Source organism: Citrobacter sp. wls708 (assembly GCF_005281255.1).
In the GTDB taxonomy this organism is placed as follows: domain Bacteria; phylum Pseudomonadota; class Gammaproteobacteria; order Enterobacterales; family Enterobacteriaceae; genus Citrobacter; species Citrobacter werkmanii.
The window spans coordinates 1-22,324 of record NZ_SZXE01000001.1 but is presented as its reverse complement, the minus strand read 5'-3'; the positions used below and the strand labels follow the sequence as shown (position 1 = coordinate 22,324).

Sequence of the window (22,324 nt, the reverse complement as noted above, 5' to 3'; positions counted from 1 at the left end):
TTTTCTGACGATCGATTTGCATTACTGATTCTTAATGTGAATAGATAAAAAATACAAAAACACATCTGCTTGTTTTTATTGATCTAAAACAAAAATCTCACGTTACGTTCAGTCGAAAAATTTCATGGACTCCCCTTACTTTTATTTCTTACTAAACTCTATGCGAGATGCAGAGCGGTATTGTCTTCGAAATAGAACAGTCAGTTCTTATTTATATTTCCAGTCCGGATACCGTTCTTTCTCCAGACTTAAACTCATCAAATTTCCCGCACCGATGCCGAACAGGAGAAATATCATGACGAAACCTTACGTAAGACTTGATAAAGATAATGCGGCAGTATTGCTGGTCGATCATCAGGCTGGCTTGCTCTCTCTGGTTCGGGATATCGATCCCGATAAATTCAAGAATAACGTGCTTGCCCTGGGTGATCTGGCAAAATACTTCAAGCTCCCGACTATTCTGACCACCAGTTTTGAAACAGGACCGAACGGACCGCTGGTACCGGAACTAAAAGCTCAATTCCCCGATGCGCCTTATATTGCTCGCCCGGGAAACATCAACGCGTGGGATAACGAAGATTTTGTGAAGGCGGTGAAAGCGACTGGTAAAAAGCAGTTGATCATTGCTGGGGTCGTGACGGAAGTTTGTGTCGCCTTCCCTGCGCTCTCCGCGATAGAAGAAGGATTTGACGTTTTTGTCGTCACTGATGCTTCAGGTACATTTAACGAAATCACCCGCCATTCAGCATGGGATCGGATGTCGCAGGCTGGCGCGCAATTGATGACATGGTTCGGCGTCGCGTGTGAACTACACCGTGACTGGCGTAACGATATCGAAGGGCTGGCGACGTTGTTCTCTAATCACATTCCGGATTATCGCAATCTGATGACCAGCTACGATACGTTAACGAAACAGAAATAAAAAACCGGGGAAAAACCTGGCGTAACATAATGCCTGATGGCGCGCGCGTTAAGGCCTACGGATCTGTAGGCCGGAGAAGGCACGAGCCGCCATCCGGCATATTATGAATTAGCTTGCAACCGCCATACCGACAGTCATATGCAGGCCATAGAACACGCCACGACCAATCAGCTCGCCGACTATCAACAGAATAAACGCGACGGAAAGCAGTGGTATTGCGGGTTGGTAACCTTTGACTTGCGGTACAATCCAGCAGCACAACGCTAACGCCAGTGCCACGATCCGCCAGGCCATCAGTGAGCCATAATCCGGAACCAGCGCAGACGCCTGTTGAATCGAACTGTGGATCGTCGCCAGTTCGGCCCCCTGCATTACAGACATAATGGCGCTTATGACCAGAGCAAGAACCGAAATGGCAGGCAGCAGACGCATCGCCCAACCGTCAATACCGGCAATTCTCAATAGCAGATATCCCAACAGCGGACCGCCCATAAACAGCGTCAGGAAGAAACCCAGCGGCGTCCAGACGCTGTACCAGGTCGGCACGGTATCAATGGTGTTATACACACGTACCATCATCCAGACAAAAACGACGCCCAGCACCATGGTGACAACTAACCACAGATTGCGTAGTGCGGGCGGCATTTTTTTCAACATCGCCAGCAGCCAGCCGATGCCGCCAATGGCAAAGAACACTGAACCACTGGCGATTTCATTGCTCAGCGCAGAAGCGCCTACGCGATTGAGCGAGTTAAAGGCACGCATCGGCGAGCCCAGATGGAGCATAGAAGCAATAAAGCCAATACCCATCAGTACCCACAGCCCGAACATGCAGGCGATTACCCGCTGCTGTGATTCAGGACGTAAGTCCCCTTTCATTAACGCCAACGCCAGAACGATAAAGCCACCAACCACACACTGTCCGAAGACCGTGAAGATCATCAGCGGCCATTCATGCCATCCACTTCCCATCTTACACCTCCTTCGGATTGGCCAGATAACCCGTGGTATCCCCGGTCGGGCGGCTATTGGCGTTAGGTTTGATAACAATGCTCGGTTTGGTGAAGTGCGCGCCCGGTAGTGGTGCAACCGCGGCCAGAGTACCGTGTTTTTTGCGCAGTTCGTCAATCGGACCGAAATCCAGCGCACGCAGTGGGCAGGACTCAACGCAGATAGGTTTCTTACCTTCAGCGACGCGCTCATGGCAGCCATCGCATTTGGTCATATGTCCTTTTTCAGCATTGTACTGGGGCGCACCGTAAGGACAGGCCATGTGGCAATACCGACAGCCAATGCACACATCTTCATCCACGACGACAAAGCCATCTTCACGTTTGTGCATCGCGCCGCTCGGACACACCTTGGTGCAGGCCGGGTCTTCACAGTGGTTACAGGCAATAGAGAGGTAATAGGCAAAGACGTTTTGATGCCAGACGCCATTGTCTTCTTGCCAGTCGCCACCCGCGTACTCGTAAATGCGGCGGAAACTGACATCCGGGGTTAAATTTTTGAAGTCTTTGCAAGCCAGTTCGCAGGTTTTGCAACCGGTGCAACGGCTGGAATCAATAAAAAATCCATACTGGGTTGTCATCGGTTACTCCTTACACCTTTTCAACCTGAACAAGGTTCGTATGTGACGGATTCCCCTTCGCGAGAGGAGAAGGACGCTGAGTCGTCAGGACGTTAATACAGCCGCCCTGATCCACACGCTTCGTGTCCGGGTCGTACCAGGCCCCTTCGCCTAATGCCACCACGCCGGGCATCATTCGCGGGGTCACTTTCGCTTCGATATGCACCTCGCCACGATCGTTAAAGATGCGTACTTTGTCGCCGTTGTTAATGCCACGTCGCTGCGCATCCAACGGATTGATCCACATTTCCTGGCGGCAGGATGCTTTCAGAACATCTACGTTGCCATAGGTCGAGTGGACGCGAGATTTGTAGTGGAAGCCGGTCAGTTGCAGCGGGAATTTCTCCACCAGCGGATCGTCTAAACTTTCAAAGCCAGGGGTATAAATCGGCAATGGATCGATCACATCCCCTTCCGGCAGTTCCCAGGTTGCCGCGATCTCGGCAAGCTGCTGCGAATAAATTTCGATCTTACCCGACGGCGTGGTGAGCGGATTGGCTTTGGGATCCTCACGGAAAGCTTTGTACGCCACGTGGTGCCCTTCAGGATCTCGCTGCTTAAAGATGCCTTGTTTGCGGAACTCTTCAAACCCAGGCAGTTCAGGAATGGCTTTACGCGACTGCTCATACAGATGACGCATCCACTCTTCCTGAGTACGACCTTCGGTAAACTGCTGCTCGACGCCAAGGCGTTTCGCCAGCTCGCTGGTCATCTGGTAGATAGTCTTGCATTCGAAACGTGGTTTGATCGCCTGATCGGTGAAAATCACATAGGACATGTTTCCGCAGGACGCATCCAGCGCGAAGTCCATCTGTTCGGAAGCAGTACAGTCTGGCAGCAAAATATCCGCATATTTCGCCGAGGAGGTCATATGGCAGTCGATGACCACGATCATCTCGCACTTTTTCTCATCCTGCAGGATTTCGTGCGTACGGTTAATATCAGAGTGCTGGTTAATCAGGCAGTTACCAGCATAGTTCCAGATCATTTTAATCGGAACATCAAGCTTATCTTTGCCGCGAACGCCGTCACGCAGCGCCGTCATCTCCGGGCCACGCTCTATAGCGTCCGTCCACATAAACATTGAGATGCTGGTTTCAACAGGATTTTCCAGCGTAGGCATACGCTCAAACGGCAGACTGTATGAACCCTCACGCGCACCGCTGTTGCCGCCGTTGATACCAACATTACCGGTCAGAATGGCCAGCATAGAAATAGCGCGGGTCGCTATTTCACCGTTAGCATGACGCTGCGGCCCCCAACCCTGGCTGATGTATGCCGGTTTAGCGCTGCCAATTTCACGCGCCAGTTTGATGATACGGTCAGCGGGAATACCGGTAATCTGCGCCGCCCATTCCGGGGTCTTGGCAATACCGTCTGTCCCCTGCCCAAGAATATACGCCTTATAGTGGCCATTCTTCGGCGCGTCGGCCGGTAAGGTTTTTTCGTCGTAACCCACGCAGTATTTGTCGAGGAACGCCTGGTCCACCAGGTTTTCGGTGATCAGAACATACGCCAGACCATTCACCAGCGCCGCATCTGTACCAGGACGGATCGGGATCCATTCATCTTCACGCCCCGCGCCGGTGTCGGTATATCGGGGATCGATAATAATCATCCGGGCATTGGATTTCTGGCGCGCCTGTTCAAGGTAGTAGGTTACCCCGCCCCCGCTCATACGGGTTTCACCAGGGTTATTACCGAACAGCACCACCAGCTTGCTGTTTTCTATATCGGACGGGCTGTTACCGTCGGCCCAGCCGCCGTAGGTGTAGTTCAACCCGGCAGCGATTTGTGCCGAAGAGTAGTCCCCGTAGTGATTCAGGTACCCACCACAGCAGTTCATCAGACGTGCAACCAGGGTTTTACCCGGCGGCCAGGAGCGTGTCAGGGTGCCACCCAGCGTGCCGGTGCCGTAGTTCAGATAGATAGATTCGTTACCATAGTCTTTAATCAGACGCTGCATGTTGCTGGCAATAATCTCGTACGCCTCATCCCAACTGATGCGCTCAAATTTACCTTCGCCGCGCTTACCGACACGTTTCATCGGGTATTTCAGACGATCGGGATTATAAACGCGACGACGCATGGAGCGACCACGCAGACAAGCACGCACCTGGTGCAGGCCGTCATAGTTATCATCACCTGTGTTGTCGGTTTCGACATATTTTATTTCACCGTCTACCACATGCATCCGCAGTGGACAGCGGCTACCGCAGTTCACCGTACACGCGCTCCAGATGACTTTCTCATTACGCTGCGTGGGATTAATGGCTTCTGCAGCGTTTGCAATACGGGTAAATGGCAGGGTAAACGCGCTACTGGCCACCGCCAGCCCGCCTATCGCCGTCGTTTTTACCAAACCGCGGCGACTAACCTCAGCGGCCAGCACGGCATCGGGGATCTTAGTTTTCATAGGGGCTCACTCTGCTGCTCACAATAAACAAAAAATAAATACTCGTTGTATATATTTTTATATATCGCTAGTATCACTATACAGACTGGTAGATACTGACTTTCATTCGAAGGCAGTATTACTCCTATGTAGGTAAGGGTTATTGTCCGACGTCAAACGGGCATAAAAAAAGCGCCCTGAGGCGCTTTTTAGCATAGAAAGATAGGTTAGCCGATGAACTCCAGGCCATTCATGTACGGACGTAGTACTTCCGGAACCTGAATGCGGCCATCTGCCTGCTGATAGTTTTCCATTACCGCCACCAGCGTACGTCCAACTGCCAGACCGGAACCGTTCAGGGTATGCACCAGACGGGTCTTTTTGTCGGATTTGCTGCGGCAACGCGCTTGCATGCGACGCGCCTGGAAATCCCACACGTTGGAGCAGGATGAGATTTCGCGATAGGTATTCTGCGCTGGGATCCACACTTCCAGATCGTAGGTTTTGCATGCGCCGAAGCCCATGTCACCTGTGCACAAAATGATCTTACGGTACGGCAGACCCAGCAGTTGAAGAACCTTCTCGGCGTGGCCGGTCATCTCTTCCAGTGCGTCCATTGAATCTTCAGGACGAACAATCTGCACCATCTCAACTTTATCGAACTGGTGCATACGGATCAGACCACGGGTATCACGACCGTAAGAGCCTGCTTCAGAACGGAAGCACGGCGTATGCGCGGTCATTTTGATCGGCAGCGCATCTTCGTCAATGATTTCGTCACGCACCAGGTTAGTCAGCGGAACTTCGGCCGTTGGGATCAGCGCGTAGTTGCTGCTGTCAGCTTCTTCGTCCAGCGGACGGGTATGGAACAGATCGCCAGCGAATTTCGGCAGTTGCCCGGTACCGTACAGCGTGTCATGGTTAACCAGATACGGAACATAGTTTTCGCTGTAACCATGCTGTTCGGTATGCAGATCCAGCATGAACTGAGACAGCGCACGATGCATACGTGCGATCTGCCCTTTCATGACCACGAAACGAGAGCCGGTAAGCTTCACCGCAGCGGCGAAATCAAGACCCGTGTGCATTTCACCCAGGGTAACATGATCGCGCACTTCGAAATCAAACTCACGCGGTGTACCCCAGCGGCTGACTTCGACGTTGTCATTTTCATCTTTACCCACCGGAACTTCATCCGCTGGCAGGTTAGGAATGGTCAGCGCAATGTCGCGGATCTCGGCCTGTAAGGTATCAAGTTCAGCTTTCGCGGCATCCAGCTCTTCGCCCAGTTTGTTCACTTCCAGACGTAAAGACTCGATATCTTCCCCGCGCGCTTTTGCCTGGCCAATGGATTTCGATCGAGAGTTACGCTCTGCCTGCAGGTTTTCAGTTTGTACCTGCAGAACTTTACGACGCTCTTCAAGAGCGCGCAGCTTATCTACATCCAGCTTAAAGCCCCGGCTTGCCAGTTTTTCTGCGACTGCGTCTGGCTCATTACGCAGCAGATTGGGATCGAGCATGCTTATCCTGTGCTTATCGAATTAAAATAGGAAAAGTGACCACAGCCTGCGGTCACAGGGATACAGAGACAACATTACCGCAACGATAACACTAACGGTAGCGTTTTATAGGGCTATTTTGATCCTGTCCGGCGAGCCAGGCGAGCTTTTCGCCAATCTTGCCTTCAAGACCTCTGTTTGTGGGGCGATAATAGCGCGTTTGTGCCATTTCCTGGGGGAAGTACTCTTCTCCGGCGGCATAGGCATTTGGTTCATCATGCGCGTAACGATACTCCTGACCGTAGCCCATCTCTTTCATCAGCTTAGTCGGCGCATTGCGCAGGTGAACGGGAACGTCGTAATCCGGACGTTCACGGGCGTCGGCCAGCGCGGCTTTAAAGGCGGTGTAAACCGCGTTACTCTTCGGCGCACAGGCCAGATAGACGATCGCCTGAGCGATTGCCCGCTCGCCTTCCGCGGGTCCCACGCGAGTGAAACAATCCCACGCGGAAATCGCCACCTGCATAGCGCGAGGATCTGCGTTGCCCACATCTTCAGAGGCAATCGCCAGGCAGCGACGGGCAACGTACAGCGGATCGCCACCAGCGGAAATGATTCGCGCATACCAGTAGAGCGCCGCATCCGGCGCGCTACCACGTACCGACTTGTGTAAGGCGGAGATGAGATCGTAAAAGCGATCGCCTTTATTATCAAAGCGCGCGCTGCGTTCACCGGCAATTTCGGTCAGCAATTCCGCTTTCAATACGCGCTTGCCGGAATCATCAACTTCGGCCATATCGGCCATCATTTCCAGCGTATTCAGCGCCCGCCGCGCATCACCATTAACCAGTTCAGCAATCGCCCGACGCGTCTCTTGTGGCAGAACAATATCCTGATCGCCGTAGCCACGCGCTTTGTCAGACATCGCCTGGTCAAGCACCTGTTCAATATCATCGGTGGTTAACGATTTCAGCAAATAAACGCGTGCCCGCGACAGCAGCGCCGAATTCAATTCAAACGAGGGGTTTTCGGTGGTAGCGCCAATAAACGTAATTGTACCGTCTTCAATATGCGGTAAAAACGCATCCTGCTGGCTTTTATTAAATCGATGGACTTCGTCCACAAACAGTATTGTGCGTCGGCCAGCGTTACGGTTCTGACGCGCACGCTCAATCGCTTCACGAATTTCTTTTACGCCAGAGGTGACCGCCGAAATTCGTTCAACATCGGCGTTAGCGTAACGGGCAATAACTTCGGCAAGGGTGGTTTTACCCGTTCCCGGCGGTCCCCATAAAATCATAGAGTGCAGGTGCCCGGCCTCAATGGCGCGGGGCAAAGGCTTACCGGTAGCCAGCAGATGCTGCTGGCCGATATACTGCGCTAAATTTTCTGGCCGCATACGCGCGGCCAGTGGCTGAAAGGTATTATCAGAAAAGTCGAGCGACAGATTGCTCACTCACACGCCTCTACTTACGTTGATCGTCAACCGTTACACCTTGTGGCGGGGTAAAGGTGAATTTAGATGGTTCAATCGCGCCATTCTGCTGCGATTTCAGCTGATAGCTGCTGCGCTGATCGTCTTGCTCAACGGCGCTAAACTGATGGATCGTCCCGTCACGCCCAACATTGATCGTAAACTGTTTCAGGTTTCCGTTGCTGGTTTTCGGCGTCAGCACGAAATCATCGCCGTTTTGCTTAATGTTGTACTGCTGCCAGTCGCTGGCCTGGTTACGCGCAATCAACATGAACGGCGTGTTGCCGGTGGCGTCTTTCAGCCAGGTTGCAGTAGCTTGTTCAACAAACGGGTTAAAGAACCACAGCGTTTTACCATCAGAGACCAGGATGCTCTCGTCAGGCTGCGTCATGTGCCAGTTAAACAGATTAGGACGTTTAACCCATAAATCACCCTGACCCTCCTGCACTGCCGCACCGCTACCGTCCGTAACCTTTTGCGTAAAGCTGGCATGGAAGCTACTGACTTTATCCAGGCGGCTTTTCAGGTCGCTGGCAGCATCAGCCCAGACGCTGCTCACTACAAAGCTCGACAGTAATGCACAGGTGATTGCGATTCTTTTCATCGTTATTCCTCAAAATACGTCACTCCCAACGGGGAGATCCCTCTGCTATCCATTTCAGGCCAAAAAACAGCATGAGGAAAGTAGATAATACTGAATTACTTAACTTTGCAATCAATCGAAGGGCGGCGGAGCCAACACTTCACGATTACCATTATGCCCTTGCTCACTGACAATTCCCTGCGCTTCCATCTGTTCGATGATGCGCGCCGCTCGGTTGTAGCCGATACGGAACTGTCGTTGAACACCGGAGATGGAAGCTTTGCGTTTTTGGGTAACAAAGTTCACCGCCTGATCGAACAACGGATCTAACTCTTCGCCACCATCAAAGCCGCCAGCGCCACCTTCGCTTTCGCTGTCTGAGGTAATGCCATCAACATATTGTGGACGACCGCGCGCTTTCCAGTCCTGAACCACCGCATGAACTTCTTCGTCACGAACAAAGGCACCGTGTACACGCACAGGAATCGTCGAGTTCGGCGCCGAATAGAGCATATCGCCCATCCCCAGCAGCGATTCCGCGCCGCCCTGATCAAGGATAGTACGCGAGTCAATTTTGCTGGACACGGTAAAGGCAATACGCGTTGGGATATTCGCTTTAATCAGACCGGTAATGACGTCAACGGATGGTCGCTGGGTTGCCAGCACCAGGTGGATCCCCGCCGCACGCGCTTTTTGCGCCAGACGTGCAATCAGTTCTTCCACTTTCTTACCTACGGTCATCATTAGATCGGCGAATTCATCCACCAGAACAACGATATACGGCAGTTTTTCCAGCACTGGATGCTGAACGTCCATGCTGTCGCCCGGCTTCCAGTACGGGTCCGGGATTGGACGTCCCATACGAGCTGCTTCGGCGATTTTCTCGTTATAACCGGCAAGGTTACGTACGCCGAGCGCCGACATCAGTTTGTAGCGACGTTCCATTTCATTGACGCTCCAGCGCAAAGCGTTGGCAGCATCTTTCATGTCGGTCACAACTTCAGTCAGCAGATGCGGAATGCCTTCATAAACCGACAGCTCCAGCATTTTAGGGTCAATCATGATAAAGCGAACGTCTTCTGGCTGCGCCTTATACAACATGCTGAGGATCATGGCATTCACCCCAACAGACTTACCGGAACCGGTAGTCCCTGCCACCAGCAGGTGCGGCATTTTCGCCAGATCGGCAACAACCGGTTCGCCCGCAATATCTTTACCCAGCACCACAGTCAACGGAGACGAGTTATCACGGAATTTAGCGTTATCTAACACTTCGCGCAGATAAACGGTTTGACGTTTTTTATTCGGTAATTCCAGTCCGACATACGGTTTGCCAGGAATGACTTCGACCACGCGGACCGCAGCGGTCGACAACGAACGCGCCAGATCTCGTGACAGGTTGGAAATGCGCGCCGCTTTAACCCCTGGTGCCAGGTTTAGTTCAAAACGGGTAATGACCGGCCCTGGAGAGTAGTTCACTACATCAGCTTTAATACGGAAGTCCGCCAGACGCGCTTCCACCAGACGCGCCATTTGTTCCAGTGCAAAAGTATCAATCGGCTCAACTTCACTCGGCGGCGGTGTGAGCAGATCTAACGATGGCAGCGGCGTACTCGGACGCTGAACCGGACGACTGTCGCCGTTACGCATCAAGAGTGGATGGATCAGGCTATACTGCGGCGGCGGTGTAACAGGCTGTGCTGGCTGCTGGTAATGCTGCTGCGGTGCGACAGGCTGTGCCGGCTGCTGGTAATGCTGCTGCGGTGCGACTGGTTCCTGGTGCAGCGGCGCAGGCTCCGGCATCACGCCTGGCGTAAACAGCGGCTCATGCGGACCGTCATCCACCAGCGTTTTCATTGGCGAAAATTCAAAGTCATCAAGCGAGAACGGATTGGCCCCGGCAGGCTGTTCGCCGGAATAGCGCTGCTGCTGGGACGAGGCAAACTGGCGAGCCAGTTCCGCTTCTGCGGCCAAATCTTCGTCATCAGTCTGATGGGTATCGTCCTGATAATCATCGCCATAACGGTGCTGCTGAGACTGGGCAAACTGACGTGCCAGCTCATCCTGCTGCATTGCATCAATTTCATCGTCGCTGTACGCATTGGTATCAAGCTGCTCTTCGCGAGCTTTCTCTTCAGCCATACGCTGTGACGGCAGTTTTATGCCATACGATGCTAACTCCCGACGAGTAGGCACGCGCACACGATTCGGGCGCGGCAGTTGCGGGCCAATTCCTTCTTTCACCTGCGGACGCGGCGCACCGCTACCCGCAAGGCTAAACACAGGTGCTGCGGCAGCGGCACTTGCCCCAGAAGCGGCGCTTTTCACCCCGGCAGCCAGCGGCGCAACGGCAGCAACAGACTCAACGGGCGGAATGGAGGCAGCCGTCGGCATAGATGGCATAGACGGCTTAACACGCTCAGGCTCCTGAGCGGGTTCTGGAATAGGCTGATACCAGGCGGCCAACTGCTCACGCTCGCGCGCTCGTTTCTCTTCGACTTCTTCAAAATAGTAGAGCGGTGGACGAGAGGGTTTCGTCTCCTCAACAACTGGCTCAGGTTCCACTACAGAAGGTTGTTCAACCACCGGTTGCTGGAACGCGGAAGGTTGTTGGAAGCCAGGCTCCTGCTGATAGACCGGTTGCGGCTCAGGCTCCGGCTGATAAACAGGTTCCGGCTGCCAGTTTTGCTGCGCGGTGAATTCCTGCGGCTGCGGCGCGGCGGGTTGCGCATACACCGGTTCAGACGTTTGCGGTGCGTAATATTCCGGCTGAGGATTCTCCTGTGCAACCGGCTGTTGCCATGGCTCATACGGCTGCTGCACCGCAGGCTGAGCATATTCGGCTGACTGCGGATAACCTTCAGGCGCAGGCGCAATCACCGCATCACCGGTTTGCGGGCCAGGCGCGGATTGCCAGGCAACGGCTGGCGTCGATTGTTCCATAACGGTGCTGGTAACTGGCGACGTTTGCAACAGCGGATCAACCGGCGCGCTCCAGGCCTGAGATGCCGTTGTGGCTGCTGCTGCGGCAGCTACCGGCTCTGTCACCGAATGACCGTTCAGCAGTGGATCGAGTTCGTCGTATTCAGGCAATGTTGCCCGATTACCGGAAAACAGCACATCGTTCGGATCGGCGACCACGCCACGGGCGCTGTATTCAATGTCGTCTTCATCATCCATGCGTTTGCCGGAGAACAGCGCAGCATCAGTATGACGGCCCAGCGGATTGGTAAATTTCTCAGCCAGGCGTTTACGGCGCGCTAACGCACCGCGCAGAATTCGAGCCCGACGCGATTCATGGGGTTTACCATCAGCGGCGTCGACAAACTCTTCTTCATCTTCATATTCTTCGTCATCGACCCAGGTATCGTCGCGGCGGGTACGGTTGCTGGCAAATGTCAGGATATTAAGTAACCAGCCACCCAGTTTTTCCGCAATGCTCACCCATGACCAGCCGGTAAACAGCGTTAATCCCGCAGCCCAGATGCACAAAAGCGTAAGCGTACCGCCGCTACTGTGCAGTAATGGCTGCAGCGTAGTGCTGAGCAGGCTGCCAATCACCCCGCCAGAGGCGAAATACCAGATGTCATCGGCGTTAATAGCGGCCAGCCCGCAGGAGGTGAGGATCAGGGCCAGAACGCCAATAATGCGCAATGAAACAGCAAAATAATCGACGTATTCGTCGCTGGCCTGGTGTCGCCAGGCAAACCAGCAGCCGCCGACAATAATGACCGGAATGGTGTAGGCCATGACGCCAAAAATAAAGAACAGCGTGTCCGCCAGCCATGCACCGGGAATGCCTCCCAGGTTATGGATAGGTTCATGCCATGCGGTTTGCGACCAACTGGGATCCGAAGGGTTAAAGCTGAGTAAGGCAGCCATCAACCAGACGGCAAAAAGGGCAATAAGGATCAGTAGCGCTTCCAGAAGTCGGCGCCCGCTGCTTAACTTCGTCAATGTGACGTCTTTGTCTTCAGTGTATTCCTGGCTCAAAAACGGCTCTCCAGGTTTCAGGCTTTTCCTGCCCGATGCTAAAACGGACAACAGCACCGGGTTGCCCCGGCACTGTTGCTGTATGGATTAACAGGAGTGTAATCAAACTGCGTCGATTTTGCACCTGTTCCGTGTTAGCGCGTCTTAATTACCAGACGATTGCTCTGTTTGACTTCTTCCATTACTACATAAGTACGTGTGTCATTTACGCCAGGCAGACGCAGCAGGGTTTCCCCCAGCAGCTTACGGTATGCTGACATATCCGGTACGCGTGTTTTCAGCAAATAGTCGAAATCACCGGAAACTAAATGACACTCTTGAATTTCTTCAAGTTTTTGTACTGCAGAGTTAAATTGTTCAAACACATCCGGGGCGCCACGATTCAGAGTTATCTCAACAAAAACCAGAAGTGATGCATCCAGATAATGTGGGTTTAACAGCGCTGTATAGCCCTGAATGAAACCCTGCCTTTCCAACCGACGCACACGCTCAAGGCAGGGCGTCGGTGAAAGTCCCACACGTTTAGAAAGCTCGACGTTAGAAATACGCCCATCCTTTTGCAGCTCATTAAGAATGTTACGATCAATACGGTCGAGATCTTTGCCAGGGCGCTTCTTACTATCTACCATTATTATTGTCTCTCTGTATTCCTTCCCTACTCCTGCCTGACTCTACTAACATCACTGTTCAGAGTCGCTCCCCATCAAAATAAACCGCAGCCCAGAGGGATTTACGGCTTGCAATGTCTGGGTTTATGGTGAGAAGACCGTTGCCTGTCGGCGGCTATCGACATCACGAATGGCATCTGTCCACACCATGCGTAGATTTCGCTAACACGGTAAACATGGTATCTACATGCATGATTATGCAGCACATACATGACACAGTTTTTTTCTTCCTTGAATGTTTTCGCAAAACAGCAGGGGATTGTCAAAGCAAAACATCGATTTTTAGTACAACATGCCAGTTATTCAGTCGCAGTGATGGAAATTCGTCATTTTATCACCTTATAACTGACCGATTTTAAGTAGAAATCGTTATAGTATTACGACTCAATCTGTCGTTCATCGGTCTCCGCTATTACACATATTGTTAACAAAATCGCCATACTCTTTTTTTACGCCTGTAAATTCCCTACAATCCTGCTCATTGCCTGCCAACAACTATGGGGATCTCATGGGCGCAACCAAACACAGTAAACTTCTTATTCTGGGCTCAGGCCCTGCGGGATATACCGCTGCGGTCTACGCTGCGCGCGCTAACCTGCAACCGGTACTGATTACCGGTATGGAAAAAGGTGGTCAGCTGACCACAACAACAGAAGTGGAAAACTGGCCTGGCGATCCGCACGATCTTACTGGCCCATTGCTGATGGAACGTATGCACGAACATGCGACCAAATTTGAGACAGAAATCATTTTTGATCACATCAGCAAAGTTGATCTGCAAAACCGCCCTTTCCGTCTGACCGGCGACAGCGGTGAATACACCTGTGACGCATTGATCATCGCCACTGGCGCGTCCGCACGCTACCTGGGCTTGCCTTCAGAGGAAGCATTTAAAGGCCGCGGCGTTTCCGCTTGCGCCACCTGCGACGGTTTCTTCTACCGTAACCAAAAAGTTGCGGTGATCGGCGGTGGCAATACCGCTGTTGAAGAAGCGTTGTATCTGGCAAATATCGCGTCTGAAGTACATTTGATTCACCGTCGCGACAGCTTCCGTGCTGAGAAAATTCTTATCAAGCGGTTGATGGATAAAGTGGAAAACGGCAACATCGTGCTGCATACGCACCGTACGCTGGAAGAAGTGACTGGCGATCAAATGGGCGTAACCGGACTGCGTCTGCGCGATACGCAAAATACTGACAACGTTGAATCACTTGACGTTGCGGGATTGTTTGTCGCCATCGGTCACAGCCCGAATACCGCCATTTTCGACGGTCAGCTCGAACTGGAAAACGGCTACATCAAAGTTCAGTCCGGTATTCACGGCAATGCGACGCAAACCAGCATTCCAGGCGTCTTCGCAGCGGGTGACGTGATGGACCATATTTATCGCCAGGCGATCACTTCTGCTGGCACGGGTTGTATGGCTGCGCTTGACGCAGAACGTTATCTCGACGGTCTGGCAGACGCTTGCAAATAAGTTTTACAAATCAGTAACAAAAGTAAAAAAGGCGACTATAAGTCGCCTTTATTTTTGCCTCGTTGTAACATTGTCCTGCCCAAAAATTCCAATAACTCACCTGCTAAGCGTGCAATGAATAAAACCCGTCAAAAAGAGCTGACCCGCTGGTTAAAACAGCAAAGTGTAATATCCCAACGATGGCTGAACATTTCACGCCTGCTGGGATTCGTGAGCGGCCTGTTAATTGTCGCTCAGGCCTGGCTCATGGCCCGAATTCTGGACCATATGATCATGGGCAATATCCCCCGGGAAGCGCTTCTGCTCCCTTTCATCGTGCTGATTTTGGTTTTCATCCTGCGCGCATGGGTCGTCTGGTTGCGCGAACGCGTCGGGTTTCACGCCGGGCAACATATTCGCTTTGAGATTCGTCGCCAGGTTCTCGATCGCCTGCAACAGGCGGGTCCGGCCTGGATACAGGGTAAACCAGCCGGGAGCTGGGCGACCCTGATCCTCGAGCAGATTGACGATATGCATGACTACTATGCGCGTTATCTGCCGCAAATGGCGCTGGCCGTATGCGTTCCCCTGTTGATTGTGGCGGCCGTTTTTCCGTCAAACTGGGTAGCCGCTCTTATTCTGCTCGGAACCGCCCCGCTAATCCCTCTGTTTATGGCGATGGTCGGTATGGGCGCAGCCGACGCTAACCGCCGCAACTTTCAGGCGCTTGCTCGACTAAGCGGTCATTTTCTCGATCGCCTCCGGGGTATGGAAACGCTGAGAATATTTGGCCGCGGTGAAGCCGAAACAGAAAGTATTCGCGCAGCATCACAGGATTTCCGCCAGCGTACGATGGAAGTCCTGCGCCTGGCATTCCTGTCATCCGGGGTCCTCGAGTTCTTTACGTCGTTGTCTATCGCTCTGGTCGCGGTTTACTTCGGTTTTTCCTACCTCGGCGAGCTCGACTTCGGCCACTACGGTATGGGCGTCACGCTGGCGTCCGGTTTTCTGGCGCTCATTCTGGCACCGGAGTTTTTCCAACCCCTGCGCGATCTCGGGACGTTTTATCACGCCAAAGCGCAAGCCGTTGGAGCCGCAGACAGTCTGAAAACCTTTATGGAAACCCCGCTGGCGCACCCTGAGCGTGGTGAGATTGAGCTGGCGACGAAAGATGCCGTTTCAATTGAGGCTGCAGGTCTGGTCATTACCTCACCGGAAGGAAAAGTGCTTGCGGGACCGCTCAACTTTACCCTGGCAGCAGGCCAGCGTGCGGTGGTGGTGGGACGTAGCGGCTCGGGAAAAAGTTCGCTGCTGAATGTTCTGTCCGGCTTTCTTTCTTATCAAGGGTCGCTGCGGATTAACGGTTTTGAACTACGCGACCTGTCGCCTGATTCCTGGCGCAAACAGCTATCGTGGGTTGGGCAAAACCCGCAGCTTCCTGCCGCCACGTTACGCGAAAACGTACTGCTGGCACGGCCCGATGCCAGTGAAGAACAGCTTCAGGCCGCACTCGACAGCGCCTGGGTGAGCGAGTTTTTACCGCTGCTGCCGCAGGGCGTAGATACGCCAGTCGGCGATCAGGCGGCCCGACTTTCTGTTGGTCAAGCGCAGCGCGTGGCCGTGGCGCGCGCGTTACTTAATCCGTGTCAGTTGCTTCTGCTGGACGAACCCGCAGCCAGCCTTGATGCCCACAGTGAACAACGCGTGATGCAGGCATTGAACGCAGCATCGCGCCGCCAGACCACGCTGATGGTGACGCACCAGCTTGAAGATCTTGCCGACTGGGACGCTATCTGGGTCATGCAGGATGGTCAGATCGTTGAACAAGGTAGCTGGGCTGAACTTAGCGCTGCCGACGGTGCTTTTGCAACACTACTGGCTCATCGTCAGGAGGATATCTAAATGCGCGCTTTGCTACCCTATCTGACGCTGTATAAACGTCACAAATGGATGTTAACGCTGGGCATCGTTCTGGCGATCGTTACGCTGCTGGCCAGTATTGGCTTGCTGACGCTCTCAGGTTGGTTCCTGTCTGCTTCTGCGGTGGTGGGCGTCACTGGAATTTACAGTTTTAACTATATGCTCCCCGCCGCGGGCGTACGTGGTGCGGCAATCACCCGAACCGCAGGCCGTTATTTCGAGCGCCTGGTCAGTCACGACGCCACGTTCCGAGTGCTGCAACACCTGCGTATTTATACCTTCAGCAAGCTGCTACCGCTCTCCCCTGCTGGCCTGTCCCGCTATAGACAAGGTGAATTACTTAACCGCGTCGTCGCTGATGTCGACACGCTCGATCATCTTTATTTACGCGTTCTGTCTCCGCTGGTGGGAGCGTTTGTCGTCATCATGGTGGTCACGCTGGGACTGAGCGTTCTCGATTTCACGCTGGCTGTCACCCTCGGCGGCATTATGCTGCTGACCTTATTCATTCTGCCCCCACTCTTTTATCAGGCCGGTAAAAGTACCGGGCAAAACCTGACGCATTTGCGTGGGCAATATCGTCAGCAAGTAACCTCCTGGCTGCAGGGCCAGGCTGAATTAACTATCTTCGGCGCCAGTGAACGCTACCGGGCTCAAATGGAAGCCACCGAATTGCAGTGGCATGAAGCGCAGCGACGTCAGTCCGAATTAACGGCACTGTCGCAGGCGATCATGCTGTTAATCGGCGCGCTGGCGGTGATTATGATGTTATGGATGGCCTCAGGCGACGTGGGCGGAAATACCCAGCCAGGCGCGCTAATCGCGCTGTTTGTCTTCTGTGCGCTGGCTGCGTTTGAGGCATTAGCGCCTGTCACCGGCGCGTTTCAGCATCTCGGCCAGGTTATCGCCTCTGCATTACGCATCACCGAACTGACCGAACAGCAGCCAGAAGTCACCTTCCCGGATACCGAATCTCCGGTTTCTGAGCAGCTCACTCTTACCCTGCGTGAGGTCTCATTCAGCTATCCGGGGCAGACACAAAAAGCACTCGACACCCTTTCTTTACTGGCAAAACCCGGTGAGCACATCGCTATTTTAGGTCGCACCGGCTGCGGAAAGTCAACGTTGCTGCAATTGCTGACCCGCGCATGGGATCCACAGAGTGGCGAAATCCTGATTAACGATCGACCGCTTTCAGCCCTGAATGAAGCCACGTTGCGCCAAATCATCAGCGTCGTGCCACAGCGCGTACATCTGTTTAGCGCTACGCTTCGCGATAACCTGCTGCTGGCAGCTCCGCACGCCAGCGATGAAGCATTATCCGCGATCCTGCGCCGCGTCGGTCTGGAAAAACTACTTGAAGACGATGGGCTCAACGCCTGGTTGGGCGAAGGCGGTCGTCAGCTTTCCGGCGGCGAGCTCCGCCGTCTGGCTATCGCCCGCGCCTTGCTGCATGATGCCCCGCTGATGCTGCTGGATGAGCCTACCGAAGGTCTTGATGCCACAACAGAAAGCCAAATGCTTGAATTAATTGGCGATGTGATGCGGGATAAAACCGTGCTGATGGTCACACATCGGCTGCGCGGATTGTCGCGTTTCGATCAAATAATAGTGATGGACAACGGACAAATTATTGAGCAAGGTAATCACGCAGATCTGTTAGCCAGGCAGGGGCGTTATTACCAGTTTAAGCAACGTCTGTAAGCTATTATTGAACGATCAAACTCGCGTAGTGGAGTTTCACTGTCATGCGCCTGGTGCAACTGTCCCGCCATTCTATAGCCTTCCCATCACCGGAAGGCGCTTTACGCGAGCCTAACGGTTTACTGGCGCTGGGAGGCGATCTTAGCCCTGCCCGCCTGTTGATGGCCTACCAGCGCGGTATTTTCCCGTGGTTTTCTCCCGGTGACCCTATTCTCTGGTGGTCACCCGATCCGCGCGCCATTCTTTGGCCTGAGAACTTTCACCTCAGTCGCAGCATGAAACGCTTTCATAAAAATTCGCCTTATCGTGTGACGCTCAACTACGCGTTCGGTCAGGTGATTGAAGGCTGTGCGAACGATCGGGAAGAAGGCACCTGGATCACACACGATGTGGTGGACGCTTACCATCGGCTGCACGAACTGGGACATGCGCACTCAATTGAAGTATGGCGACAAAATGAATTAGTCGGCGGCATGTACGGCGTAGCGCAAGGTACGCTGTTTTGTGGCGAATCAATGTTCAGTCGTCAGGAAAATGCGTCCAAGACCGCACTACTTGTTTTTTGCGCGGAATTTATCCGTCAGGGCGGAAAATTAATCGACTGCCAGGTGTTAAATAGCCACACAGCATCCCTGGGCGCCATCGAAACCCCGCGACGGGAGTACCTTGAGCAGCTGAGCAGACTGCGTCAGCAGCGGCTACCGAGCCATTTCTGGATACCAAGGACGTTATTTTCGCCTCAGGGGTGAATGTTTTCGGCACATTTTTTGTCGGGGTGTTATAATTGTGCCGCAGAGTTGGTTTAGCCCATTACCCCGCCGCCGTTAAGGAACAGTTCGCGCCAGGCAACGCCTATCGTTTATCTCCTCGTTCCCTTATACGTTGCGCTTTACGTGCAGCTTTGCCGTGGGTGGTCAGAGTAATGCGCCAAACCCGATTTGCTGTGTTTTAAACGCACAAATCTTTACTTATTAAAAGAACTTCGGCATTATCTTGCCGGTTCAAATTACGGTAGTGATACCCCAGAGGATTAGATGGCCAAAGAAGACAATATTGAAATGCAGGGTACCGTTCTCGATACGTTACCTAATACCATGTTCCGCGTAGAGTTAGAAAACGGTCACGTGGTTACTGCACACATCTCCGGTAAAATGCGCAAAAACTATATCCGCATCCTGACGGGCGACAAAGTGACTGTTGAGCTGACCCCGTACGACCTGAGCAAAGGCCGCATTGTCTTCCGTAGTCGCTGATTGTTTTCACGCCACCATGATGGCGTCCAGATAATAAAAGGTCGGTTTAACCGGCCTTTTTTATAGGCTGAGGATCTGTATTTAATCCTCAATCATCCGCGCATATTCTTCTGTTAAAAAATCCACCAGGGCGCGTACCGAGGGCAGTAATCCCCGACGAGACGGAAAGACTGCGTGAATAATTTCCCGCTTGGGCTCCCAACCGTCGAGCAATGCCACCAGTTCACCCGCCGCTAATTGCTCTTTCACCATCAGTTGCGGAAGTTGTACAACCCCCACGCCGGCAATCGCGGCTTCACGTAACGCCAGCATATCAGTGGTGATCATTCGCGGCGTGAAATGCACCTCCGCCCGTGCGCCCTGTGGGCCGAATAGCTCCCAGCGATGCACATGTTTACCCGATGCCAGACTCAGGCCCGGCCAACGGGTCAATTCCGCCGGGGAGTTAACCGCGCCCATTTGTTCAATTAATCGCGGGCTGGCATATAACCGGTGTCCCCTGTCTGCAAGTACCCGCATCACCAGGTCGCTATCCTCAAATGGACGAGGTCTGACGCGAATCGCCACGTCCAGACCTTCACCGATAACATCAACGCGACGGTTCGTCGCCTCAAGCTGCACGGATACATCGGGATAACGCGCCATAAATCGGGCAAGCATTGGCCCAATATGCACATGCAACAAGGTGACCGGACAAGTCAGCTTCACAACGCCACGCGGCTCAACCTGTAAAGCCGCAATGGCATCCTGCGCCGCCTGCGCTTCCACCAGCATCGCCTTACAGTGTTCGTAAAAGGTTTGTCCGACTTCAGTCACGTTAAACTGGCGGGTGGTTCGCTGAATAAGTCGAACCCCCAACCTCTCTTCAAGTTGCGCAATACGTCGGCTCAGTTTTGATTTCGGTTCATCAAGCGCACGCCCCGCCGCGGCGAATCCGCCTTCCTCTACGACATGTACAAACCAGGCAAAATCATTGAGATCCGGCTTTGTCATTTTATTGTCCTATTAATGAGACAGTGAAGACCATTTTAGCGACTACTCAATTCGCTGTCATGAATATAAGCTTATTCACATCAAGATAACGCCACTGAGGAGACACAAATGAAACAAGTAACAGGCGTCTACACCGCACCTCGCCCGCACTGGGTTGGCGATGGATTTCCGGTTCGCTCAATGTTCTCTTACCAGTCTCATGCAGAGCAGTTAAGTCCATTCCTGCTGCTGGATTACGCCGGTCCGCATACGTTCACACCGGGTAACGAAAAGCGCGGCGTCGGCGAACACCCTCACCGTGGTTTTGAAACGGTGACCATCGTTTACAGCGGTGAAGTTGAACATCGTGATTCAACCGGTCGCGGCGGCATTATCGGTCCCGGCGACGTGCAGTGGATGACCGCAGGTGCAGGAATTTTGCACGAAGAGTTCCATTCACCGGAATTTACCCGTCGGGGCGGCGAACTGGAAATGGTACAGCTGTGGGTCAACCTGCCGGCAAAAGACAAAATGGCCACGCCGGGTTATCAGAGCATCACCAGCGATGTTATCCCAACGGTTGCTCTGCCTGATGAAGCAGGAAGCGTTCGCGTTATTGCGGGTAGCTACGAGGAAACCAAAGGGCCTGCACATACTTTTTCGCCGCTGAACGTCTGGGATATGCGACTGCAACGTAATCATCAGCTCACGTTGTCTCAGCCTGAAGGATGGAGCACCGCGCTGGTGGTATTGAAAGGCAATATCACCGTAAACGGCGCCACGCCAGCCAGCGAAGCGCAACTGGTGGTGCTAAGCCAGCAGGGGAAAACGCTGCACATTGAAGCCACCAGCGATGCCATCGTGCTGCTGCTGTCTGGCGAACCGTTGAACGAGCCAATTGTAGGTTACGGCCCGTTTGTCATGAACACGAAACAAGAAATCGCTGAAGCCGTACGCGATTTTAACTCCGGCCGTTTTGGCCAAATCTGAATCGAAGGAGAAGAATATGTCCAGTCCTGCAAACTTTAATGGTTCACGTCCGGTCATCGATGTGAATGATTCCGTCATGCTGCTTATCGACCATCAGAGCGGGCTTTTCCAGACCGTCGGCGATATGCCAATGCCAGAGCTGCGTGCGCGTGCTGCTGCGCTGGCTAAAATGGCCACCCTGGCAAAAATGCCGGTGATTACCACGGCGTCTGTACCGCAGGGACCTAATGGCCCGCTGATCCCTGAGATCCATGCCAATGCGCCCCACGCACAATACGTGGCGCGTAAAGGCGAAATCAACGCTTGGGATAACGAAGACTTCGTTAAAGCGGTAAAAGCAACAGGTCGTAAGACGCTGATTATCGCCGGTACGATCACCAGCGTCTGCATGGCTTTCCCGGCCATCAGCGCAGTGGCTGAAGGTTATAAGGTCTTCGCGGTAATCGACGCCTCCGGCACCTACAGCAAAATGGCGCAGGAAATTACCCTGGCACGCGTGGTTCAGGCTGGCGTCGTGCCGATGGATACCGCTGCCGTCGCTTCTGAAATTCAGGGGACATGGAACCGTGAAGACGCCGCTGAATGGGCTGAAGTGTATACCAAAGTCTTCCCGGCGTATCAGTTGCTGATAGAAAGCTACAGCAAAGCCCAGGAAGTCGTGACCAACGGCGAAAAACTGGACTCTCAGCGTTAATTATATCCTCCGCGCCAGTCCGGGCGGAGGAATATGTACACTGCGTAACCAAACAACAGTGAACATGTAAATTCTGCTTGACCGTTTTAGCGCAACTCCCTATAGTAGCGCCCCGTTGCCCCCCAAGCGGTCAGGCAGCAATACAATATGGTGAGGTGTCCGAGTGGCTGA

General features: G+C 53.3%; 17 protein-coding genes and 2 pseudogenes. 10 read left to right on the top strand and 9 right to left on the bottom strand.

Translation table 11 applies throughout. From position 1 onward, the window contains the following. Positions 1 to 295: 295 nt before the first annotated feature. Positions 296 to 922 (top strand): isochorismate family cysteine hydrolase YcaC, encoded by a 627-nt coding sequence (gene ycaC, locus FDW97_RS00090; protein ID WP_016152433.1) that lies wholly within the window; start codon positions 296 to 298, stop codon positions 920 to 922. A 108-nt stretch (positions 923 to 1,030) separates the two neighbouring features. On the opposite strand, the gene FDW97_RS00085 is transcribed toward ycaC, so the two are convergent. From FDW97_RS00085 to lrp, 8 genes are all read right to left on the bottom strand, one after another. Next, complete coding sequence (locus tag FDW97_RS00085; protein ID WP_038639293.1) at positions 1,031 to 1,894, bottom strand: dimethyl sulfoxide reductase anchor subunit family protein; 864 nt, start codon at positions 1,892 to 1,894, stop codon at positions 1,031 to 1,033. Position 1,895: 1 nt separating this feature from the next. Next, complete coding sequence (locus FDW97_RS00080; protein ID WP_038639290.1) at positions 1,896 to 2,513, bottom strand: DMSO/selenate family reductase complex B subunit; 618 nt, start codon at positions 2,511 to 2,513, stop codon at positions 1,896 to 1,898. A gap of 10 nt (positions 2,514 to 2,523) precedes the next feature. Next, the gene (dmsA, locus tag FDW97_RS00075; protein WP_137350465.1) at positions 2,524 to 4,968 is read right to left on the bottom strand and encodes a dimethylsulfoxide reductase subunit A; all 2,445 of its coding nucleotides are present in this window, start codon (positions 4,966 to 4,968) and stop codon (positions 2,524 to 2,526) included. 206 nt (positions 4,969 to 5,174) lie between these two features. Beyond that, on the bottom strand, positions 5,175 to 6,467 hold the full coding sequence (gene serS, locus FDW97_RS00070; protein ID WP_003836908.1) for a serine--tRNA ligase: 1,293 nt from the start codon (positions 6,465 to 6,467) through the stop codon (positions 5,175 to 5,177). Between the two features lie 91 nt (positions 6,468 to 6,558). Continuing rightward, positions 6,559 to 7,902, bottom strand: a complete 1,344-nt coding sequence (gene rarA / locus FDW97_RS00065) for a replication-associated recombination protein RarA (protein WP_137350464.1) — start codon at positions 7,900 to 7,902, stop codon at positions 6,559 to 6,561. A 10-nt stretch (positions 7,903 to 7,912) separates the two neighbouring features. Beyond that, complete coding sequence (gene lolA, locus FDW97_RS00060) at positions 7,913 to 8,524, bottom strand: outer membrane lipoprotein chaperone LolA (protein WP_085049191.1); 612 nt, start codon at positions 8,522 to 8,524, stop codon at positions 7,913 to 7,915. Positions 8,525 to 8,635: 111 nt separating this feature from the next. After that, positions 8,636 to 12,496: a DNA translocase FtsK gene (locus tag FDW97_RS00055; RefSeq protein WP_137350463.1), complete on the bottom strand. Its 3,861-nt coding sequence runs from the start codon at positions 12,494 to 12,496 to the stop codon at positions 8,636 to 8,638. 134 nt (positions 12,497 to 12,630) lie between these two features. After that, complete coding sequence (gene lrp, locus FDW97_RS00050) at positions 12,631 to 13,125, bottom strand: leucine-responsive transcriptional regulator Lrp (protein WP_002439523.1); 495 nt, start codon at positions 13,123 to 13,125, stop codon at positions 12,631 to 12,633. 547 nt (positions 13,126 to 13,672) lie between these two features. Between lrp and trxB the strand changes: the two genes are divergently transcribed. From trxB to infA, 7 genes and pseudogenes are all read left to right on the top strand, one after another. Next, complete coding sequence (gene trxB, locus FDW97_RS00045) at positions 13,673 to 14,641, top strand: thioredoxin-disulfide reductase (RefSeq protein ID WP_003831889.1); 969 nt, start codon at positions 13,673 to 13,675, stop codon at positions 14,639 to 14,641. Positions 14,642 to 14,755: 114 nt separating this feature from the next. After that, positions 14,756 to 16,522: a cysteine/glutathione ABC transporter permease/ATP-binding protein CydD gene (gene cydD / locus FDW97_RS00040; RefSeq protein ID WP_085049189.1), complete on the top strand. Its 1,767-nt coding sequence runs from the start codon at positions 14,756 to 14,758 to the stop codon at positions 16,520 to 16,522. Next, positions 16,523 to 18,244, top strand: coding sequence for a cysteine/glutathione ABC transporter ATP-binding protein/permease CydC (gene cydC / locus FDW97_RS00035; protein ID WP_085049188.1), 1,722 nt, complete (start codon positions 16,523 to 16,525; stop codon positions 18,242 to 18,244). 44 nt (positions 18,245 to 18,288) lie between these two features. Then, positions 18,289 to 18,993, top strand: a complete 705-nt coding sequence (aat, locus tag FDW97_RS00030) for a leucyl/phenylalanyl-tRNA--protein transferase (RefSeq protein ID WP_038639268.1) — start codon at positions 18,289 to 18,291, stop codon at positions 18,991 to 18,993. Then, positions 18,994 to 19,134, top strand: a pseudogene (locus tag FDW97_RS23745) (hypothetical protein); the annotation flags it as partial. It abuts the gene before it with no gap. Positions 19,135 to 19,174: 40 nt separating this feature from the next. Next, positions 19,175 to 19,351: pseudogene (locus tag FDW97_RS23740) on the top strand (hypothetical protein); the annotation flags it as partial. Then, on the top strand, positions 19,279 to 19,497 hold the full coding sequence (gene infA, locus FDW97_RS00020; protein WP_002211347.1) for a translation initiation factor IF-1: 219 nt from the start codon (positions 19,279 to 19,281) through the stop codon (positions 19,495 to 19,497). The pseudogene FDW97_RS23740 and the gene infA, both read left to right, overlap by 73 nt. Before the next feature lie 81 nt (positions 19,498 to 19,578). Here infA and FDW97_RS00015 read toward each other — a convergent pair whose 3' ends face one another. Continuing rightward, positions 19,579 to 20,490, bottom strand: a complete 912-nt coding sequence (locus FDW97_RS00015; RefSeq protein ID WP_069323241.1) for a LysR family transcriptional regulator — start codon at positions 20,488 to 20,490, stop codon at positions 19,579 to 19,581. Between the two features lie 108 nt (positions 20,491 to 20,598). Here FDW97_RS00015 and FDW97_RS00010 point away from each other — a divergent pair, with 108 nt between their 5' ends. Together FDW97_RS00010 and FDW97_RS00005 are read left to right on the top strand one after the other, a co-directional pair. After that, a complete protein-coding gene (locus tag FDW97_RS00010) occupies positions 20,599 to 21,459 on the top strand; it encodes a pirin family protein (RefSeq protein ID WP_085049187.1) in 861 nt (286 codons plus the stop codon). Between the two features lie 16 nt (positions 21,460 to 21,475). Next, a complete protein-coding gene (locus FDW97_RS00005) occupies positions 21,476 to 22,153 on the top strand; it encodes an isochorismatase family protein (protein ID WP_032939929.1) in 678 nt (225 codons plus the stop codon). The last annotated feature ends 171 nt before the right edge of the window (positions 22,154 to 22,324 follow it).

What these genes read in the sequence shown, in the direction of transcription:
- ycaC (WP_016152433.1), top strand. Translation starts at nt 296, where the DNA reads ATGACGAAACCTTACGTAAGACTTGATAAAGATAATGCGGCAGTATTG.
- FDW97_RS00085 (WP_038639293.1), bottom strand. Translation starts at nt 1,894, where the DNA reads ATGGGAAGTGGATGGCATGAATGGCCGCTGATGATCTTCACGGTCTTC.
- FDW97_RS00080 (WP_038639290.1), bottom strand. Translation starts at nt 2,513, where the DNA reads ATGACAACCCAGTATGGATTTTTTATTGATTCCAGCCGTTGCACCGGT.
- dmsA (WP_137350465.1), bottom strand. Translation starts at nt 4,968, where the DNA reads ATGAAAACTAAGATCCCCGATGCCGTGCTGGCCGCTGAGGTTAGTCGC.
- serS (WP_003836908.1), bottom strand. Translation starts at nt 6,467, where the DNA reads ATGCTCGATCCCAATCTGCTGCGTAATGAGCCAGACGCAGTCGCAGAA.
- lolA (WP_085049191.1), bottom strand. Translation starts at nt 8,524, where the DNA reads ATGAAAAGAATCGCAATCACCTGTGCATTACTGTCGAGCTTTGTAGTG.
- lrp (WP_002439523.1), bottom strand. Translation starts at nt 13,125, where the DNA reads ATGGTAGATAGTAAGAAGCGCCCTGGCAAAGATCTCGACCGTATTGAT.
- trxB (WP_003831889.1), top strand. Translation starts at nt 13,673, where the DNA reads ATGGGCGCAACCAAACACAGTAAACTTCTTATTCTGGGCTCAGGCCCT.
- cydD (WP_085049189.1), top strand. Translation starts at nt 14,756, where the DNA reads ATGAATAAAACCCGTCAAAAAGAGCTGACCCGCTGGTTAAAACAGCAA.
- cydC (WP_085049188.1), top strand. Translation starts at nt 16,523, where the DNA reads ATGCGCGCTTTGCTACCCTATCTGACGCTGTATAAACGTCACAAATGG.
- aat (WP_038639268.1), top strand. Translation starts at nt 18,289, where the DNA reads ATGCGCCTGGTGCAACTGTCCCGCCATTCTATAGCCTTCCCATCACCG.
- infA (WP_002211347.1), top strand. Translation starts at nt 19,279, where the DNA reads ATGGCCAAAGAAGACAATATTGAAATGCAGGGTACCGTTCTCGATACG.
- FDW97_RS00015 (WP_069323241.1), bottom strand. Translation starts at nt 20,490, where the DNA reads ATGACAAAGCCGGATCTCAATGATTTTGCCTGGTTTGTACATGTCGTA.
- FDW97_RS00010 (WP_085049187.1), top strand. Translation starts at nt 20,599, where the DNA reads ATGAAACAAGTAACAGGCGTCTACACCGCACCTCGCCCGCACTGGGTT.
- FDW97_RS00005 (WP_032939929.1), top strand. Translation starts at nt 21,476, where the DNA reads ATGTCCAGTCCTGCAAACTTTAATGGTTCACGTCCGGTCATCGATGTG.